Annotated in this window: 14 protein-coding genes; 8 read left to right on the top strand and 6 right to left on the bottom strand. The window is 69.9% G+C overall.

Going from position 1 to position 18996, the window contains the following annotated elements; all coding sequences use genetic code 11:
• Positions 1-68: 68 nt before the first annotated feature.
• Positions 69-1853: a transcription termination factor Rho gene (gene rho / locus LQ771_RS00255; protein ID WP_231350411.1), complete on the bottom strand. Its 1785-nt coding sequence runs from the start codon at positions 1851-1853 to the stop codon at positions 69-71.
• Between the two features lie 160 nt (positions 1854-2013).
• Entirely contained in the window at positions 2014-2340 is a 327-nt protein-coding gene (gene trxA, locus LQ771_RS00260) for a thioredoxin TrxA (RefSeq protein ID WP_231350412.1), read from the bottom strand.
• A gap of 420 nt (positions 2341-2760) precedes the next feature.
• Here trxA and LQ771_RS00265 point away from each other — a divergent pair, with 420 nt between their 5' ends.
• From LQ771_RS00265 to rpoH, 6 genes are all read left to right on the top strand, one after another.
• Positions 2761-4476, top strand: a complete 1716-nt coding sequence (locus tag LQ771_RS00265) for a DEAD/DEAH box helicase (RefSeq protein ID WP_231350413.1) — start codon at positions 2761-2763, stop codon at positions 4474-4476.
• Between the two features lie 277 nt (positions 4477-4753).
• Positions 4754-5431, top strand: coding sequence for a cell division ATP-binding protein FtsE (gene ftsE, locus LQ771_RS00270; protein WP_209618628.1), 678 nt, complete (start codon positions 4754-4756; stop codon positions 5429-5431).
• Positions 5428-6399: a permease-like cell division protein FtsX gene (gene ftsX / locus LQ771_RS00275; RefSeq protein ID WP_231350414.1), complete on the top strand. Its 972-nt coding sequence runs from the start codon at positions 5428-5430 to the stop codon at positions 6397-6399. Before ftsE ends, ftsX begins: the two co-directional genes overlap by 4 nt.
• Before the next feature lie 110 nt (positions 6400-6509).
• Positions 6510-7343, top strand: coding sequence for a response regulator (locus LQ771_RS00280; RefSeq protein ID WP_231350415.1), 834 nt, complete (start codon positions 6510-6512; stop codon positions 7341-7343).
• The gene (gene ung / locus LQ771_RS00285) at positions 7340-8071 is read left to right on the top strand and encodes a uracil-DNA glycosylase (RefSeq protein ID WP_231350416.1); all 732 of its coding nucleotides are present in this window, start codon (positions 7340-7342) and stop codon (positions 8069-8071) included. Before LQ771_RS00280 ends, ung begins: the two co-directional genes overlap by 4 nt.
• A gap of 220 nt (positions 8072-8291) precedes the next feature.
• A complete protein-coding gene (gene rpoH, locus LQ771_RS00290) occupies positions 8292-9143 on the top strand; it encodes an RNA polymerase sigma factor RpoH (RefSeq protein ID WP_231350417.1) in 852 nt (283 codons plus the stop codon).
• Positions 9144-9355: 212 nt separating this feature from the next.
• On the opposite strand, the gene tal is transcribed toward rpoH, so the two are convergent.
• From tal to LQ771_RS00310, 4 genes are all read right to left on the bottom strand, one after another.
• On the bottom strand, positions 9356-10309 hold the full coding sequence (gene tal, locus LQ771_RS00295) for a transaldolase (protein ID WP_231350418.1): 954 nt from the start codon (positions 10307-10309) through the stop codon (positions 9356-9358).
• A gap of 15 nt (positions 10310-10324) precedes the next feature.
• On the bottom strand, positions 10325-11626 hold the full coding sequence (locus LQ771_RS00300) for an NAD(P)/FAD-dependent oxidoreductase (protein ID WP_231350419.1): 1302 nt from the start codon (positions 11624-11626) through the stop codon (positions 10325-10327).
• Between the two features lie 112 nt (positions 11627-11738).
• Positions 11739-13904, bottom strand: coding sequence for a primosomal protein N' (locus LQ771_RS00305; RefSeq protein ID WP_231350420.1), 2166 nt, complete (start codon positions 13902-13904; stop codon positions 11739-11741).
• A 398-nt stretch (positions 13905-14302) separates the two neighbouring features.
• The gene (locus LQ771_RS00310; protein ID WP_231350421.1) at positions 14303-15487 is read right to left on the bottom strand and encodes a DUF3667 domain-containing protein; all 1185 of its coding nucleotides are present in this window, start codon (positions 15485-15487) and stop codon (positions 14303-14305) included.
• Between the two features lie 104 nt (positions 15488-15591).
• On the opposite strand from LQ771_RS00310, the gene LQ771_RS00315 reads away from it, so the two are divergent.
• Positions 15592-17007: an MATE family efflux transporter gene (locus LQ771_RS00315; RefSeq protein ID WP_231350422.1), complete on the top strand. Its 1416-nt coding sequence runs from the start codon at positions 15592-15594 to the stop codon at positions 17005-17007.
• A 17-nt stretch (positions 17008-17024) separates the two neighbouring features.
• A complete protein-coding gene (gene sppA, locus LQ771_RS00320) occupies positions 17025-18902 on the top strand; it encodes a signal peptide peptidase SppA (protein ID WP_231350423.1) in 1878 nt (625 codons plus the stop codon).
• The last annotated feature ends 94 nt before the right edge of the window (positions 18903-18996 follow it).

Consider the following 18996-nt stretch of genomic DNA (forward strand, 5'->3'; position numbering starts at 1 on the left):
GCGTACTTCCCGTTCCTACGAAAAAAGGCCGGCGATGGCCGGCCTTTCTTCCACGGAGACTTTCCGCCTCAGCGCTTCATCGAATTGAAGAACTCGTCGTTGCTCTTGGTGTTTTTCATCTTGTCGAGCATGAATTCCATCGCCGCCAGCTCGTCCATCGGGTGCAGCAGCTTGCGCAGGATCCAGATCTTGGCGAGCAGGTCCGGATCGATCAGCAGGTCCTCGCGGCGGGTGCCGGAGCGGTTGATGTCGATGGCCGGGTAGACGCGCTTCTCGGAAATCCGGCGGGACAGGTGCACTTCCATGTTGCCGGTGCCCTTGAACTCCTCGTAGATCACCTCGTCCATCTTCGAGCCGGTGTCGATCAGCGCGGTGGCGATGATCGTCAGCGAACCGCCTTCCTCGACGTTGCGCGCGGCGCCGAAGAAGCGCTTGGGACGCTGCAGGGCGTTGGCGTCGACGCCGCCGGTGAGCACCTTGCCGGAGCTCGGCACCACCGTGTTGTAGGCCCGGGCCAGGCGGGTGATCGAGTCGAGCAGGATCACCACGTCCTTCTTGTGTTCGACCAGGCGCTTGGCCCGCTCGATCACCATCTCGGCGACCTGCACGTGGCGCACGGCCGGTTCGTCGAAGGTGGAGCTGACCACCTCGGCGCGCACGGAGCGGGCGATCTCGGTGACTTCCTCCGGCCGCTCGTCGACCAGCAGGATGATCAGGTGCGCTTCGGGATGGTTGTAGGTGATCGCCTGGGCGATGTTCTGCAGCATCATCGTCTTGCCCGACTTCGGCTGGGAGACGATCAGGCCGCGCTGGCCCTTGCCGATGGGGGCGATCAGGTCGAGGATGCGGCCGGTGATGTCCTCGCTGGAGCCGTTGCCCCGTTCCAGGTGGAAGGCCTTGCGCGGGAACAGCGGCGTCAGGTTCTCGAACAGCATCTTGTTCTTCGACGCTTCCGGCGGATCGCCGTTGATGTCGTCGACCTTGAGCATCGCGAAATAGCGCTCGCCTTCCTTCGGATGGCGTACCCGGCCGGTCATGTAGTCGCCGGTGCGCAGGTTGAAGCGGCGGATCTGGCTGGGCGACACGTAGATGTCGTCCGGGCCGGCCAGGTAGGACTCGTCCGCCGAGCGCAGGAAGCCGAAGCCGTCCTGCAGGATCTCCAGTACGCCCTCGGCCCAGATGCCGCCGCCGGAGCGGGCGTGCGCCTTGAGGATGTTGAAGATGACGTCCTGCTTGCGGGCGCGCGCCACGCCTTCCTGGATGCCCAGCGACTCGGCGAAGGCCAGCAGCTCGGGCGCCTTCATGCGCTTGAGCTCGGTGAGGTTGATCAGCCGGTCGCTGCTGCCGATGTCGGCGTTCTCGTCGTCCTCGGGCAGGCCGCGCGGGTTGTTGCGGTTGGGCTGGCCCTGGTTGCCGCCCTGGCCGCCTTGCCCGCCCTGCCCGCCCTGCGGGCGCTGGCCGCGCTCGTGGCGACGGCGGCGACCGCGGCCGTCACGCTCGTTGCGGTCGTTGCGGCGCTCATTGCTGCCGTTGCTGCCGTTGGCTTGCTGCTGGCCATTGCCGTTCTGGCCGCCTTCACGCGCCTCCTGCGGTGCGCGCTGGGCGTTTTCCCCCGCCTCCATCGGCAGGCTGGCCTGCGTGGGAGCCGGGGCTGGCGCAGGAGCCGGCGCAGGGGCAGGGGACGGTGCAGCGGCCTGGGCCGGTGCGGGAGCCGGCGCCGGAGCGGGCGCCGCAGCGGGGGCTGCCGCCTTCTCGGCGGCCGACTTGCGCGGCGCACGGGTGCGCGGTGCATCCGCGCTCTTGGGTTCGGCGCGCTTGGCGTCGGACGGGTCTTGGGTTTCGATATCGGACACGGGCAAACCTCGTGGGGGCGCCGTTGAAGAAAACAGGAGGGAGGACGAGCGTCGCGCGGTGCGCGCGGGAGGGGCGAAGCGGACCGCCCCTTTCGGCCGTGACAGCCAATCTAGCATCCGCCGCGCGGCGCCGTAAAGCGCGCGCGGCGGGCAAAGCGCGTTACAGCGCCTTGTCGATCATCTGGGAAAGCTGGCCCTTGCTGACGGCGCCGATCTGCGTGGCCTCGACCTTGCCGTGCTTGAACACCATCAGGGTCGGGATGCCGCGCACGCCGTAGGTGCGGGGGGTCTTCTGGTTCTCGTCGATGTTGAGCTTGACGACGCGCAGCTTGCCCTCGTACTGCTTGGCCAGCTCGTCGAGCATCGGTGCGATCGCCTTGCACGGGCCGCACCATTCGGCCCAGAAATCCAGCAGCACCGGGGTGTCGGATTCGAGCACGTCCTTCTGGAAGGCATCGTCGTTGACGTGGGTAATCAGGTCGCTCACCAGGATCTCCATGGTTGCGTGGAAGAAGGGTTTTCAGGACCGCGCGGCCGGCATCGGCTACACTGGGGCGCCCATGTTGCGCGGGTTCCAACGGGAAGACTGCGGGATTGCCATTGCGGCAGGCCTCCATTCCAGCGTAACTCGGGTCGCGATTCAAGCGATTCAAGGGCGGCGACGGAGGGTTCCGTTGTCATAGGCGAGCCGGCCGCCAGGCCAGCCCGCTCGCCTATGCCAGCGGAACCGTCGGTCGCAGGCCTCCACCGGCGGAGATCAGCGACGTTGCGCGCACGGACCGGTCCCCGACAGGCGACTGGCAGGATGCACGAGAAGTCGCCCCGCCCCGCAAATCCAACCGTTCCGCGCCTTCGGGCGGCGGAGCCGGGCCGGCCCTGCCGTCGCCCGCCTTCCATTCAGTGACCCATGTCCGAAACCGTACTGACCGACACCTTCTTCACCAACTTCGACCTTCACCCGCTGCTGCAGCAAGGCCTCGCCGAGGCCGGTTTCACCCGCTGCACGCCGATCCAGGCACTGACCCTGCCGGTGGCGCTCACCGGCCGCGACGTCGCCGGCCAGGCGCAGACCGGCACCGGCAAGACCTGCGCCTTCCTGGTGGCGCTGATGAACCGCCTGCTGATCCACCCGGCGGTGGCCGAGCGCAAGGATTCCGACCCGCGCGCGCTGATCATCGCGCCGACCCGCGAGCTGGCCATCCAGATCGACAAGGACGCGCGCAACATCGGCCGGCACACCGGCCTGAAGACCGCGCTGATCTATGGCGGCGTGGACTACGACAAGCAGCGCCAGCAGCTCAAGGACGGCTGCGACATCATCATCGCCACCCCCGGCCGCCTGCTCGACTACTACAAGCAGCAGGTATTCGGCCTCAACGGCGTCGAAGTGATGGTGATCGACGAAGCCGACCGCATGTTCGACCTTGGCTTCATCAAGGACGTGCGCTTCATCTTCCGCCGCCTGCCGGCGCGCGAGCAGCGCCAGGTGCTGCTCTACTCGGCCACGCTGAGCCACCGCGTGCTGGAACTGGCCTACGAACACATGCACGAGGCGGAAAAGCTGGTGGTCGAAACCGACCACGTCACTGCCGACAAGGTGCGCCAGGTCGTCTACTTCCCGGCCAAGGAAGAGAAGATGCCGCTGCTGCTCAACCTGCTCGAGCGCGAGAAGCCCAGCCGCAGCATCGTCTTCGTCAACACCAAGGCGGCCGCCGAGCGCATCACCGAGCGGGTCAAGCGCCAGGGCTACCGCGTCGGCGCCCTGTCCGGCGACGTGCCGCAGCTGAAGCGCCAGAAGCTGCTGCAGCGCTTCCAGGACGGCCAGCTGGACATGCTGGTGTGCACCGACGTGGCCGCGCGCGGCCTGCACATCCCGGCCGTCAGCCATGTCTTCAATTACGACCTGCCGCAGGACGCCGAGGACTACGTGCACCGCATCGGCCGCACCGCGCGCCTGGGCGCCGAGGGCGATGCGGTCAGCTTTGCCTGCGACCTGTACGCGATGAGCCTGCCGGAGATCGAGACCTACATCGGGCAGAAGATCCCGGTGGCGACGGTCGAGCCGGAGATGCTGGTGATGCCCAGGCCGCGCGAGATCGATCCGCAGTTCGCCGCGCAGGCCGCGGCTGACAGCGAGCAGTTCGGCGACCGCGTGGAGCCGCGCGGGGACGAGCGCAAGGGCGCGCACGGCGGTTCGCGTGGTGGTGGACGCAGTGGCGAGCGTGGCTCGCGCGAAGGTCGCCCGCCGCGCGCCCCGCGTCCGCCGCGCGTGGAAGGCGAGCCGGCGGTGGCCACCGAGCCGCAGCCGGGCGCGGTGGCCGCTCCTCCGGTTGCACCGGGCACCGCGCCGGCGGCCGAAGCCGGCGAGGGCGCGCGCAAGCGCCGGCGTCGGCGTGGCGGCCGTGGCCGCCGCCGCGAGGGTGGCGACACCGCCACGCCGCAGACCCAGCCGCAGGCGCCGGCAGAAAATCGCGCGCCGCATGGCGAGCGCAAGCCGCCGCGTGAGCGTGGCGCCGGTCCGACGCGCCCGTCACGCCAGGTGGCGGTGCAGTCGGGCGTGGAGTCGACCGGCAAGAAGCCGGGCTTCTTCCGCCGCCTGACGCGCTTGTTCACCGGGCACTGAGCTTTGATCCTTCTCCCCTCCGGGGAGAAGGTGCCCCGAAGGGGCGGTTGAGGGGCCGGGGCTCGCGATGGGCTCCATCAAAGCCACGCTTCGACGTAACCGAGCCGCAAGGGTGGCCCCTCACCCCAACCCTCTCCCCGCGGGGAGAGGGGGCCTGGTCCGTGGCAACCTGGGTGATCCTCAAGGAAGCGGGGCTTCTTCCGCGCGCGACGGGCACCAACCGCACCAGGCATTCCCGTATCCTTTGCCGCTGGTGCGGGACAAGGAACCACACGCGGTGATCCGCTTCGACCAGGTGAGCAAACGCTACGAGGGCGGCCACGAGGCGCTCTCGCAACTGTCCTTCGAGGTGGCGGCCGGCGAGATGGCCTTCGTCACCGGCCATTCCGGCGCCGGCAAGAGCACCCTGCTCAAGCTGATCGCGCTGATCGAGCGACCCTCGCACGGGCAGATCGTGGTCGACGGCCAGGCACTGGCCAAGGTCGGCCGCGGCGGCATCCCGAAACTGCGGCGCCGGCTGGGCATGGTGTTCCAGGACCACCGCCTGCTGATGGACCGCACCGTGTTCGCCAACGTGGAACTGCCGCTGCTGATCGGCGGGATCGCGCCGGCCGAACGCAGCCGCCGCGTGCGCGCCGCGCTGGAGAAGGTCGGCCTGCTGTCCTACGAACGGCAGTTGCCCGACTCGCTCTCCACCGGCGAGCAGCAGCGTGTCGGCATCGCGCGCGCCATCGTGGCGCGCCCGGCGGTGCTGATCGCCGACGAGCCGACCGGCAACCTCGACCCGCAGCTGGCGGTGGAGATCATGGGCCTGTTCGCCGAGTTCCAGGACATCGGCACCACCGTGCTGGTGGCCAGCCACGACCTGCCGCTGATCAAGCGCATGCACAAGCGTGTGGTCGTGCTCGACCACGGCCGGCTGGTGGCCGACATCCCCGGCGAGGAGGTGCTGTGAACGCGACCGCAGCTCCCGAAAAGGCCGCGCCGCGCAGCGAGCGCAGCCAGTCCCGCCGCCTCGCCGGCTGGCGCGAACACCACGGCTGGAGCGCGGCGGCAAGCCTGCGCCGGCTCGGCGGGCGCCCGCTCGGCACGCTGATGACCGTGGCCGTGCTCGGCCTGGCGCTGGCGTTGCCGCTGGCGTTCTACCTGCTGCTGTCCAACGTGCAGTCGATGGGCGGCGCCTTGGGCCAGAACCCGGCGATCAGCGTATTCCTGAAGGCCGACCAGGCCGGCGCCCAGGCGCAGCTGCTGGCGGGCGAACTGCGTGGCCGCGCCGACGTCGCCGGCGTGACCATCAAGACGCCGCAGCAGGGACTGGACGAACTGGCGGCCCTGCAGGGTTTCTCCGGTGCCGTGCACGCACTGGACGATGCCAACCCGTTGCCGTGGGTGCTCGTCGTGCAGCCCAGGGCCGGGCTCGACGCCGCCGCGGTCGACGCACTGGTCGAAGCGTTGCGCGGCGAGCGGGCGGTCGATCTGGTGCAGGACAGCAGCCAGTGGCGACAGCGGCTGGACGCATTGCTCGGCGTCGGCCACCGCGTGGTGCTGGTGCTGGCGGCGCTGCTGGCGCTGGCGGCGCTGCTGGTGGTCGGCAACACCGTCCGCACGGATATCGCCAGCCGCAGCGAGGAGATCGGCGTGCTGATGCTGCTGGGTGCCAGCCGCGCCTTCGTGCGCCGGCCGTATCTGTATGCGGGCGTCTGGTACGGCTTGTTCGGGGGCATGCTGGCCTCCCTGCTGGCGCTCGCGATCGAACTGGCGCTGGCGGCCCCGGCGGCCGAGCTGGACCGCGCTTATGGCGGCAGCCTCAGCCTGGGAGCGCTGCCGTGGTGGCTGCTGCTGGCCGTGCCGTTGGCGTCGGCGCTGCTTGGCTGGATCGGCGCGCGGCTGGTCAGCGCCCGGCAGTTGCGCAAGACCGCGTAGGCGCCCGGGCGCCTTAGTGACCGCCTTCGCAACCCGTACGGGGCGCGATGGTGCAAGATACCCCCGGGTGTGCGGGGGCGTACGCGGGGTTCGATGTGGATGGGTGGGGCATGAATGCAGAGGTGGGCAGCCGCGCCGGCAGCGCACCGCGGGTGCTGGTGGTGGACGGCTCCAAGGTGGTGCGCCAGTTGATCACGCGCGTGCTCAAGGCCGAACTGCCGGAAGCCGGGCTGGTCGACTGCGGTAGCGGTGCCGAGGCGCGTGCGCTGATCGAGCAGGGTCCGTTCGACTTCATCACCATTGCCCTGCGCCTGCCCGACATGGACGGCCTGGAGCTCGCCCGCCACGTGCGCGAGTCGGCCCAGGCCTACGTGCCGATCGTGGTGGTTTCCGGCGACGTCGACGCACGCCTGCACAAGCGCGAGCTGGGCGACGTCACCGATTACTTCGACAAGTCGCTCGGCTTCCAGGCACTGGCCGACTTCATCCGTGGCTACGTGCGGCCGGAAGCGACCGCCGAGGGCACGGTGCTGTACGTCGAGGACAGCCGCGTGGTGGCGCTGGCCACCCGCCGCATGCTCGAGAAGATCGGCCTGACCGTGCGCCACGTGGTGAGCGTGGAGGACGCCCTGGCCATGCTGGAAACCGACCGCGCGCAAGGCCGGATCGGTGCCGATGTGGTGCTTACCGACGTCAGCCTGAAGGGCGAGCTCACCGGCGGCGACCTGCTCGAGCGCATCCGCAGCCACTTCGGCTATGGCAAGGGCCAGCTCCCCGTGCTGGTGATGACCGGCGACGAGAACCCGGCCAACCAGGCCGCGCTGCTCAAAGCCGGTGCCAACGACCTGGTGGAGAAGCCGGTCGAGGAAAAGCTGCTGGTCACCAAGCTCCTGTTCCAGCTGCGCGTGGCCCGGCACCTGCGCGAGCGGACGCAAGGCGCGTGAGCGAGACGGTCGAGGCCGAACGGGTCCGCCTGGAGCCGTCCTGGAAGGCGCGCCTGGGCGACTACCTGGAACGCCCGGACATGCGCGCGCTGGCCGATTTCCTGCGCGCCGAGAAGCGCGCCGGCAAGGTGCTCTACCCGCCGGGCCCGGAGATCTTCAATGCCTTCGCCCACACGCCCTTCGACAAGGTACGCGTGGTGATCCTGGGCCAGGACCCCTATCACGGGCCTGGCCAGGCGCACGGCCTGTGCTTCTCGGTGCGCCCCGGCGTGCCGGTGCCGCCGTCGCTCAACAACATCTTCGCCGAGATCGAGCGCGACCTGGGCATTCCCCGCCCCGACCACGGCTGCCTGACGCCCTGGGCCGACCGTGGCGTGCTGCTGCTCAACAGTGTGCTGACCGTCGAGCAGGGTCGCGCCGGCGCGCACCAGAACAAGGGCTGGGAAGGTTTCACCGACGCCGCCATCGAGGCGCTGAACCGCGAGCGCGAGGGCCTGGTGTTCCTGCTGTGGGGCGCCTACGCGCAGCGCAAGGGGCGGCTGGTCGACCCGAGCCGGCACCTGGCGCTGAGTTCGGTCCACCCTTCGCCGCTGTCGGCGCATCGCGGTTTCATCGGCAACGGCCACTTCTCGGCGGCCAACCGCTACCTGGAAAGCCGCGGTCAGCCGCCGGTGGACTGGTCGTTGCCGCCCCGTTCGGAACTGCCGCCCGACCGCCCCGCGGGGTGAGCTTCGATCGGCCTTGTCCCCCGGCCCTGGCCACCCCCCGTTCACGGCCGATAGATCGCGGATATGAACAATGGCGGGACGGCCGCGTGGCAAGGGCTGGCGATGCCGCCCACATTGCTGTACGATTCGGTACATTAAATATCGCAGCCGAAACTTTTCGCCCCTTTAGCACTCTCAGCAGTGGAGTGCTAAGCTGCGATTTACTTGCCGGAGGTTCCACATGTCCCAAGCCTTGGTGACCGCCAACCTGCCGATCCCCAGCGTCGTTGGCAGCCTGGATGCCTACATCTCCGCCGTGCACCGTATCCCGGTGCTCAGCCACGACGAGGAGCAGGCGCTGGCGCGCCGCTTCACCGACGAAAACGACCTGGGTTCGGCCAAGAAGCTGGTGATGTCGCACCTGCGCTTCGTGGTCCACGTGGCGCGTGGCTATTCGGGCTATGGGCTGCCGCTGGGCGACCTGATCCAGGAAGGCAACATCGGCCTGATGAAGGCGGTCAAGCGCTTCGACCCGGACCAGGGCGTGCGTCTGGTCAGTTTCGCGGTGCACTGGATCCGCGCCGAGATGCACGAATTCATCCTGCGCAACTGGCGCATCGTCAAGGTCGCCACCACCAAGGCCCAGCGCAAGCTGTTCTTCAACCTGCGCAAGAGCAAGAAGCGCTTGGGCTGGATGAACGCCGAGGAAGTGCGCGTGGTGGCGCACGACCTGGGCGTGCCCGAGGCGACCGTGCGCGAGATGGAATCGCGCCTGTCCGGCCGCGACATCGGTTTCGAAGCGCCCGCCGATGCGGACGACGACGTCAAGCCGGCGCCGGAAGCGTTTCTGGTGGACGACGGCGCGGACCCGTACGACAACGTGTCCGATGCCGATCAGGCCGACAACCAGCTGGAGACGCTTTCCAGCGCCCTCGCCAAGCTGGACAACCGCTCGCGCGACATCATCCAGCGCCGCTGGCTCAACGAGGACAAGGCCACCTTGCAGGATCTGGCCGACGAGTACGGCGTGTCGGCCGAGCGCATCCGCCAGGTCGAGGCGAACGCCATGAAGAAGATGCGCGCGCTGTTCTGAGACGCGGCTCGATCAGGCCAGCCGACAACGGCCCCGCAAGGGGCCGTTTCTTTTGCAGAGCGGCGACCGCGACCGGCGGCGAGACCTCGCAGGAGCCCACTTGTGGGCGATGCGTTTCATGCGGCCAGGGCGAGACGCATCGCCCACAAGTGGGCTCCTGCAGCGGAGAGGTGGCGCACCATCGCCCAACAGCGGACAGGCGGGTGGTCGTCCTACAGCCGCTCGGCCAGCAGCTTCTCCAGCTGCCGCTGGTCCGCCGCGAACTTGCGGATGCCTTCGGCCAGCTTGTCGCTGGCCATCGCATCCTCGTTCATGCCCCAGCGGAAGCGCGCCTCGTCGATCGCCGGCGGGCGTTCGCTGCGGGTGCCGTCGTCGGCCAGGCGCCGCGGCAGCGGATCGTCCGAGCCATCGAGCTGCTCCATCAGCTCCGGGCTGATGGTCAGGCGATCGCACCCCGCCAGGGCCTGGATCTGTCCCACGTTGCGGAAGCTCGCGCCCATCACCACGGTGTCGTAGCCGTGGGTCTTGTAGTACTGGTAGATGCGCCGTACCGACTGCACGCCCGGGTCCTCGTCCGGCGCGTATTGCTTGACCCCGGTGTTGGCCACGTACCAGTCCATGATGCGGCCGACGAACGGCGAGATCAGGAACACGCCGGCCTCGGCGCTGGCCACCGCCTGTTCGAAGGCGAACAGCAGGGTCATGTTGCACTGGATGCCGCGGCGCTCCAGCTCGCGCGCGGCGCGCACGCCTTCCCAGGTGGAGGCGAGCTTGATCAGCACGCGGTCGCGGCCGATGCCGGCGTCCTCGTACAGCCCGATCAGCCGCTCCGCCTTGGCGATGCTGGCGTCGGCGTCGAACGACAGCCGTGCGTCCACCTCGGTGGAGACGCGCCCGGGGACCAGCTCCAGGATCTTGCGTCCGACCGCTACCGCCAGGTGGTCGCCGGCATCCACCAGTTGCTGCTCGCGCGACTGGCTCCTGGTGCGCGCCCAGGCGAGCGACTCCTCCAGCAGCGGCGCGAAGTTGCTGCGCGTGACCACCTTGAGCAGCAGCGAGGGGTTGGTGGTGGCGTCGACCGGCCGCCAGCGGGCGATCGCGTCGATGTCGCCGGTGTCGGCGACCACGGTGGTGTACTGGCGCAGTTGTTCGAGTTGGGAAGGCACGATGGGTTCCGGAGCTTAGGGGGAGTCGTCAGGGCGTTCGTCGGCGGTGGGCACGTCGTCCGCGTCGGCACCGGTGACGATGCGGGCGTGGCGCGCGTAGGTCCAGTAGGCCCAGGCCCAGTCCAGCAGCACCACCAGCCGGTTGCGGAAGCCGATCAGGAAGTAGACGTGGGCGACCAGCCAGACCCACCACGCCGGCGGACCGGACAGCCGCAGCCGTCCGAATTGTGCCACCGCAGCCATGCGCCCGATGGTGGCGAGCGCACCCTGGTCACGGTAGTGGAACGGAGCCGCCGTCGAATCGGCGTCGACGCGCGCGCGGATGTTGCGCGCCGCATGATGCCCCATCTGCTTGGCAGCCGGCGCCACGCCCGGCACCAGCGAACCGTCGGCGCGCTCGATGCAGGCCAGGTCGCCGATCACGAACACCTCCGGGTGCGCGGGCAGGCTCAGGTCCTTCGCCACGCGCACGCGGCCGGCGCGGTCCAGCGGGGCATCGAGCCGCCGGCCGAGTGGCGAGGCGGCCACGCCCGCCGCCCACAGCACGGTATAGGCGGGCATGGGCGCTTCGCCCAGGCGCACGCCGGCGCCGTCGATCGCCGTGACGGCGGTGCCGGTGCGCACTTCCACGCCAAGGCGCTCGAGCTGGCGCTGCGCCTTGGCCGACAGCTCCGGATCGAACGCCGCCAGCAACCGCGGACCGGCCTCGACCAGCACCACCCGCGCGCTGTGCGGATTGCTCCGGCGGAATTCGCGCGGCAGCGTGTGCCGCGCAATCTCGGCGAGCGTGCCGGCCAGCTCCACGCCGGTCGGGCCGCCGCCCACCACCACGAAATTGAGCCACGCCCGGCGTTCGGCCGGATCGTCCTCGCGCTCGGCCCGCTCGAAGGCGAGCAGCACGCGGCGGCGGATCGCGAAGGCGTCGTCCAGCGTCTTCAGGCCGGGTGCCCAGCGTGCCCATTCGTCGTGGCCGAAGTAGGCGTGGGTGGCGCCGGTGGCGATGACCAGGAAGTCGTAGTCGAGCGTCTCGTGGGCAAAGCGCACGCGGCGCGTCTGGAGATCCACGTCCAGTGCCTCGTCGAGCAACACGGTCACGTTGTCCTGCCTGCGCAGGATCTGACGCAGCGGCGCGGCGATCGAGGGCGCGGAGAGGCCGGCGGTGGCGACCTGGTAGAGCAGTGGCTGGAACAGGTGATGGTTGCGCCGGTCGACCAGCGTGATGCGTACCGGGGCGCCGGCCAGGCCGCGGGCAGTGGCCAGTCCACCAAAGCCGCCGCCGAGGATCACGACGTGGGGAAGCGTCGGGCCATCGTCCATGGGCTTGCCTTTACAAGGATGCGTCCGCCCATTGTCCCACCGGGGGCGCGGAAATCCGAATGCGGCCCCCGCAGGAGCGCACGGGTGCGTTCCTGCACGGCGCGAGGGCCGGTCAGTAAAGGTCGATCGGATCGACGTCGATCGACCAGCGCACCTTGCGCGCCGGCGGCAGCGCGGCCAGTGCGTGCTGCCAGGGGCGGAGCGCGGCGTGCAGCGGCCCGCGGGTATCGGCCTCGACCAGCAATTGCCCGCGATGGCGGCCGGCGCGCAACGGCATCGGCGCGGGCATGGGGCCCGCGATGCGCAGTGCGGGATCGTCCGGCAGCGCGGCATGTGCCGCGGCGAGAAAGGTGTCCACGTCCGCACGCAGGTGTGCTTCGACGCGCAGCAGTGCCTGGTGGCTGCAGGGCGGCAGCAACGCCTCGCGACGTTCGGCCAGCAGCTCGCGTGCGGCCGCGGCGTAACCCTGGGCGAGCAGGCCGCGCAGCAGCGGGTGGTCCGGATGATGGGTCTGCAGCAGGACCCGGCCGGGCTTGCGCGCGCGCCCGGCGCGCCCGGCCACCTGCACCACCAGTTGCGCCAGCCGTTCGCCCGCGCGGAAATCGACGCTGTGCAGCCCCTCGTCCACGCCGACGATGGCGACCAGCGTGAGATTGGGCAGGTCGTGCCCCTTGGCCAGCATCTGCGTGCCGACCAGGATGGCCGGGGCATCGTCCTGAAGGCCATCGAGCAAGTGTTCGAACGCATCGCGGCGGCGCGTGGTCTCGCGGTCGATGCGCAGCACCGGCACGCCCGGGAAGCGCGCGACAAGGGCCTCTTCCAGCCGCTCGGTGCCCTGGCCCTGGGGCTTGAGTTCATGGCTGCCGCAGGCCGGGCAGGCCGGCGGCACCGCCGCATGCCGGTCGCAGTGGTGGCACGCCAGCGTCCGGCGCTGCGCGTGCAGGGTCATCGGGTGCTCGCAGCGGGGGCATTCGGCATGCCAGCCGCAGGCGTGGCACAGCAACACCGGCGCGTAGCCGCGGCGGTTGCGGAACACCAGCGCCTGTTCGCCACGCGCGACCGCCTCGGCCACCGCCGCCAGCAACGCGGGCGACAGGCCGTGGTCCAGCCGCTGCGCGCGCATGTCCACGATCTGCACCTGCGGCGGGCGTGCCGCGCCGGGCCGTGCGCGCAGGTGCAGCGCACGGTAACGGCCAGCCTCCACGTTGGCGAGCGTCTCCAGCGAAGGCGTGGCCGACCCCAGCAGCACCGGGACGCCCAGCGCCCGGCCACGCACCAGCGCCAGGTCGCGCGCGTGGTAGCGGAAACCCTCCTGCTGCTTGTAGGCGCCGTCGTGCTCCTCGTCGACCACGATCAGGCCGGCCTGCGGCAGCGGCGTGAACACCGCCGAGCGGGTGCCCAGCACGACGCGCGCCTCGCCATTGCGCGCGCGCAGCCAGGCGCGCGCGCGTTCGCCCTCGGCCAGGTTCGAATGGATGACTTCCACCGGTACGCCCAGGCGCTCGCGCAGCCGGCGCACGGTCTGCGGCGCCAGGCCGATCTCCGGCACCAGCAGCAGCGCCTGCCGACCGGCGGCCAGCGCCTGCGCGATCAGCGCCAGGTAGACCTCGGTCTTGCCACTGCCGGTGACGCCATCGAGCAGGAACGGCTGGAAGCGGCCGAAGGCGCCGGAGACGGCCGCCACCGCGGCCTCCTGCTCGGCACTCGGCGGTGGCGCAGGCGCGGGCGTCGGTGGCGCGGATTCGGGCGCGCGCTGTTCGATCAGCCCCGCTTCCAGCAGGCGCTTCGCGGCCGGACGCCAGCCGGGCAGGGCGAGGTCCAGTTCGGCGGCCCCGAGCGGCGCGGCGGCGAGCAGATCGAGCAGCGCCCGGCTGGATCCGCGCCGGCTGCCTGCGTCGCGCGCACTCTGCCCGGCGACGGTCAGCGCGTAACAGGGTTCGGTGGTTTCCGGCAGTGGCCGCGGTTCGCGCAGGGCCAGCGGCAGCGCGTTGGCGTAGGCCTCGCCCGGCGCCGCCAGCCAGTAGTCGGCCGCCCACGCCAGGGTCTGCATCAGCTCGGCATCGAGCAGGGGCCCGTCGTCCAGCACGGACGACACCGCCTTGAGCCGCGCGCCGGCCACGGCCGCTTCGACCCCGTTCGCCACCACCACGCCGACCAGCTTCTTGCGTCCGAACGGCACCAGCACCCGGCTGCCGACCGCCACGCCACCGGCGGGCGGCAGGTAGTCGAACAGGCGGGCCAGTGGAACCGGCAGGGCGACGCGGACGACGGTGGGCATGGGCACCTCGTGGGCGGGCCAGTGTAACGGGCTTGCACGAGGCGCCCTGCCGGTGCACGGCCGCGTCCTGCCCCGAAATCTAGGAATTCGTCCTAAGTGGCTATTGCAGGTTGGAAAACCCGCTTATCCACAACAGTTGTGGATAAGTCTGTGGACGGGCCGGGGAGAGGGGCTGTCAAAGCCCTGTCATGGGGGCTCCGGGCACGCGCTGGGCAAAAAATAACCAGCAAAATTAGCAACGACGAATCAATGACTTGCGGGAGAGCATGTGACGCCGTTCACTTGTCGCTCATGCTTCCGGAAACGGCCTTGACAGGCTAATGACGCTGTGCACAACCGCCATCGCCGGCCGTTTTCCCGATGCGCCGGGCGCGGGCCGGGCCCAGGGCACGGCGGCCTCAGTGCCCGGCCCCCAGCAGCATCACGACGGCCACTACCGCCAGCAGCAGCCAGAAATAGCACCAGCCGATGCACCAGTACTTGAGCAGGGTCATCGGCCAGCCCTGGTGGTAGATGCGCTTCTGCATGATCAGCAGGTAGACCGGCATCCACAGCAGCAGGGCGCTGCCGGCATAGCCCAGGCCGGCGCTTGCCCAGGCCGCATGCGGCTCCAGCCAGCCCGCAAGCAGGGTGACCAGGCCGAACAGCAGCAGGGAAAGGAACAGGAAGGCGTGGCTGTGCAGCGCCACGATCAGATGTTCCATGTACAGCCGGCGCTTGAACACGTAGAACAGCTTCAGCAGCAGCGCGAAGACCGGGATCATCACCACCATGGCCTGCGGCAGCAGGCTGAACACGCCGGTGATCATCCGGGCGCGCGCTGCCCGGCGCTTGTCCCGCGTCGATGCCTGGTCGAAGGCATCGTGGACATTCGTCAGCACGTTTCCGACCAGGTGGGTCAGCCGCTGGTTGGCGAAACCCGGCAACCAGGATACGTCGACCTTCGGGCGCTCATTATCCTCGGCCGTGGCGCCTTCCGCCCCGGTCGTGGCGGGCCTGGCCGCAACGGTGGCGCCGAAGTCCGCGGGCAGCGGCGCGGCGCCCAGGGCGGCGAGTCGCTCGTTGGCGAGCCGGCGCAGGGTGCGCTCGTTGGTTTCCAGCGCGCCGGTCATGCCGGCGGGCAGGGCGTGGCGGGCGGTGGCCAGTCCGCGCAGGCGCTCCCTCAGGTCGTTGCGCACCTCGCTCGCGGTGTCATCGTCGGCGAACGCGTCGGCCCTGGTCACCAGCTGCGCCTGGATCATGTTGGATTCCGCCTGCTCCACGCCCCAGTCGACCGCCAGGTGAAAGGCGAAGAACGCCAGCAGGCACAGCACGAACATCAGTCGGAACGGCGCCACGTAACGCTGCCGGCGCCCGCCGAAGTACTCCAGCGTGAGGAAGCCCGGCCGCGTGAACAGCGGCGGCACGGTGTGGAAGATGCGCCCGTCCACGTGCAGGAACATGTCCATGCCGTCTTCGAGCATGTGGTGCACCGGCTTGAGCACGCTGTGCACGGACTGGCCGCAGTGGTGGCAGAACTCGCCCTCCAGCGGCGTGCCGCAGTTGGCGCAGTGCAGTTTGCCGGCTTCGATCAGCTCGTTCACGTGCAGGCAGCCCCTGTGAAAGCGTGCGATCTTGGCACAGCGCGGCTGTCGGGGCAGCCCTGTCCGGTGGGCTAGAATGGCCTGCCCTGGCTGGATGCGAACCCATGAAGACCATCGACCGCGCGCGCGTCGTGCACGAGGTCGGCGCCACTGTGCGCCTGGCCCTGCCGCTGGTGCTTGCGCAACTGGCGGCGGTCGGTACCAACGTCGTCGATGCGTTGCTTTCCGGGCATTTCAGCGCGCACGTGCTCGGCGCGGTGGCGGTGGGCACCAGCGTGTGGTCGCTGGCGATCGTCAGTGGCATCGGCGTGATGATGGCGGTGCCGCCCTCGGTGGCACAGCTCGATGGCGCCAACCGGCGTTCGGAGGTGGGCGCCGTGTTCCGCCAGGCCTTGTGGCTGGCGGTGGTCCTCGGGCTGCTGCTGTGGTTCGGCGTGCGCCATGCCGCCCCGCTGGTCAACCTGATCGGCGTGACGCCCAGCCTGCGCCACGACGTCGACGAGTTCCTGCAGGCGATCAGTTGGGGTGCGCCGGCGCTGGCCTGCTATTTCACCTTGCGCGGGCTGTCCGAGGGCCTCTCGCTGACGCGCCCGTCGATGATGTTCAGCCTGGGCGGCCTGGCCATCCTGGCGCCGCTGGGCTACGTGTTCATGTTCGGCAAGCTGGGCCTGCCGCCGCAGGGCGCGCGCGGCTGCGGCATTGCCACGGCGCTGGTGCTGTGGCTGGAGATGCTGGGTTTCCTCGTCTATGTGTTGTGCCATCGCCATTACCGCGGACTCGCGCTGTTCGAGCGCTTCGAGTGGCCGCACTGGCGGCGGATCGGCGCGTTGCTGCACATAGGCCTGCCCATGGCGGTGACGCTGCTGGCCGAGGCCGGGCTGTTCGTGGCCACGGCGCTGCTGATCGGCACGATGGGCGAGGATGTGGTGGCCAGCCACCAGGTGGCGATCAACGTCGCCTCGGTGTTCTTCATGATTCCGCTGGGCGTGGCCATGGCGATCACCGTCCGGGTGGGCAACGCGGTCGGCCGGAACGATCCGCGCGGCGTGCGCTATGCCGGGTTCTGCGGCATCGGACTGGCGCTGGTGACCCAGTTGCTCTCCGCCGGGCTGATGCTGGGCCTGCCGCACGCGATCGCCTCGCTCTACACCGGCAATGCCACGGTGATCGCGCTGGCCGCGCAATTGCTGGTGCTGGCCGGCCTGTTCCAGTTTTCCGACGGCATCCAGGTGGCCTCCAACGGCGCGCTCAGGGGCCTGAAGGACACCCGCGTTCCGATGGCGATCACCCTGTTCGCCTACTGGGGCGTGGGCATGCCGGTGGGCTGGTGGCTGGCGTTCCGCCACGGCCTGGGCGCGCGCGGCATGTGGATGGGGCTGATCGCCGGCCTGAGCGTGGCGGCAGTGCTGCTGTTCGCGCGCTTCTGGCGCAGCGCCTGGGGGCACCGCTGGCGGGAGGCCCCGCCGGAAGACATCATGACGGTGCGTTCGCAAGCGGTTACGCTCAACGATCATCTCTAGCATCAGCGACAACACCCATGAGCACCCCGCCGCCCCTGCGCCGCCCGAACGGATTCTGGGCTTTCCTCTGCGTGATCGGCCGCGGCTTCAACGTGGTGCGGCTGGTGATCCTCAACCTGGTGTTCTTCCTGCTGCTGTTCGTCGTGCTGCTGCTCATCGTCGGCGGCGTGGCCGGCAACCGCCTGGCGCACACCATCAAGGACTCCAGCGTGCTGGTGCTGCAGCCCCGGGGGGAGCTGGTCGAGCAGTACAGCATCGAGCCGTTGCAGCGCGCGCTGGAGAGCCTCTCCGGCGAGCCGCCCAGACAGGTGCAGATGCGCGACCTGGTCGGCGCCATCGACGCGGCCGGCCGGGACGAGCGGATCGGCCGCATCCTGCTGCTGCCGGACGAACTCAAGGGCGGCGGCTTCGCCACGCTGCGCGAGGTAGGGGCGGCGCTGGACCGTTTCCGCGCCACCGGCAAGCCGGTGATCGTGTGGGGCGTGAACTTCGACCAGGGCCAGTACTACCTGGCCGCGCATGCCGACCGCATCCTGCTCGACCCGCAGGGCGGGGTGATGATCACCGGCCTGGCCAACTACCGGCTGTTCTACAAGGACCTGCTCGACAAGCTCGGCGTTGACGTGCACCTGTTCCGCGTCGGGCGCTACAAGAGCGCCGCCGAACCGTACATCCTCGACCACGCCTCGGACGACGCCAAGGCGGCCGACCGCTTCTGGATGGATGGCCTGTGGGACGAGTACATCGTGGAAGTGGCCAAGCTGCGCCGGCTCGATCCGGCCACCTTGCGCGCCGACATCGACAACCTGCCGCAGGCCATCGAACAGACCGGCGGCGACCTGGCCCGACTGGCGCAGGAGCAGCACCTCGTCGACGGCATCGCCACCCGCGCCGAACTCGACGCGATGATGCGCAAGGCCGGCGTGCCGGCTGGCGACAAGCCGCAGGAGGGCTTCCGCCAGGTCGACCTCCCGCGCTACGTCGCCAACCTCGGCCACGACGGCCTGTTCGCCCCGGGCGTGGCGGTGGTGGTGGCCGAGGGCGAGATCGTCGGGGGCAAGCAGCCGCAGGGCAGTGTTGGCGGCGAGTCGACCGCGGCGCTGATCCGCGCGGCGCGCCACGACCGGCGCACCAAGGCGCTGGTGCTCAGGATCAACTCGCCCGGCGGCGAGGTCTACGCCGCCGAGCAGATCCGTCGCGAAGTGGAGCTCACGCGCAAGGCCGGCATTCCGGTGGTCGTATCGATGGGCAACGTTGCGGCCAGCGGCGGGTACTGGATCGCGATGAACGCCGATCGCATCTTTGCCGAGCCCAATACCATCACCGGCTCGATCGGCATCTTCGGCATGTACTACGCGGTGCCGGGCACGCTGGAGAAGATCGGCATCCGCAGCGATGGCGTGGGCACCGGCCCGATGGCCGGCGCGTTCGACATCACCCGGCCGCTCGACCCGCAGGCGGGCCGGGTGATCCAGGCAATCATCAACAAGGGCTATCGCGATTTCGTGGGCAAGGTGGCCGGGGCGCGCGGCAAACCCTTCGAGGCGATCGACGCGGTCGCCCAGGGGCGCGTGTGGACCGGCCGCCAGGCGCTCGAGCGCGGCCTGGTCGACCGTCTCGGCGGCCTCGATGCCGCGCTCGACGAGGCCGCGGCACTGGCGAAGCTGGGCAAGGATTACCGCGTGCACTACGTCGAGGCGCCACTGGGCGGCTTCGAGCAGTTCCTGGTGGGCATGAACCAGAGCGCGATGGTGCAGGCGGCCCGGGGTTATGGCCTGCGCCTGCCTTCATGGCTGGCCGAACTGCCGCAACTGGCCCCCGAGCTCAAGCTGCTGCGCCACGCCCGGGCCGGCCGGCCGAACGTCTACGCCTACTGCTTCTGCGCGCCGCGCTGAGCGCCCCCGCTCCCGGGTAGGAGCCCACTTGTGGGCGATGCTCTTCTGGCACAGGCCCAGAGCATCGCCCACAAGTGGGCTCCTGCAAGGGAAG

It is taken from the genome of Frateuria soli, assembly GCF_021117385.1.
Taxonomy (GTDB): Bacteria; Pseudomonadota; Gammaproteobacteria; order Xanthomonadales; family Rhodanobacteraceae; genus Frateuria_A; species Frateuria_A soli.